This is a genomic window from Dellaglioa sp. CoH-57-MRSF-21, assembly GCF_056781915.1.
Window position 1 is genome coordinate 1 of record NZ_JBXAXU010000184.1, and the last position, 273, is coordinate 273.

Here is a 273-nt window from a genome sequence, read left to right on the forward strand (position 1 = left end):
AAGAGCCCCCAGTTTAACGTGGAGGCCCTTTCTTGTCAACTTTTAATTACTACTATCAGTTCTTCTTGCTCAATCCGTCGAGGAATCTGATGGCCGCGTCCTGAGCGCGCTTCCCGACTTCAGTGCTCAGTACGTCACGCCCGGCTCCGATGGCAGCAGCCGTGCGCAGAGTGTCACCCGAGGGTGAGAGCAGGGCGCAAATAGCGGCTACTGACACGACAGAGCCCCAAATCTTCAGCCACTTGATAAATCGCTTTTTGGCCTCTTTGTTAC

General features: G+C 54.2%; 1 protein-coding gene. It reads right to left on the bottom strand.

Annotation, left to right across the window (positions count from 1 at the left end):
* Positions 1-55: 55 nt before the first annotated feature.
* A partial coding sequence (locus tag AC1RPQ_RS08470) for a hypothetical protein (protein ID WP_481762340.1) occupies positions 56-273 on the bottom strand: 218 nt, incomplete at its 5' end.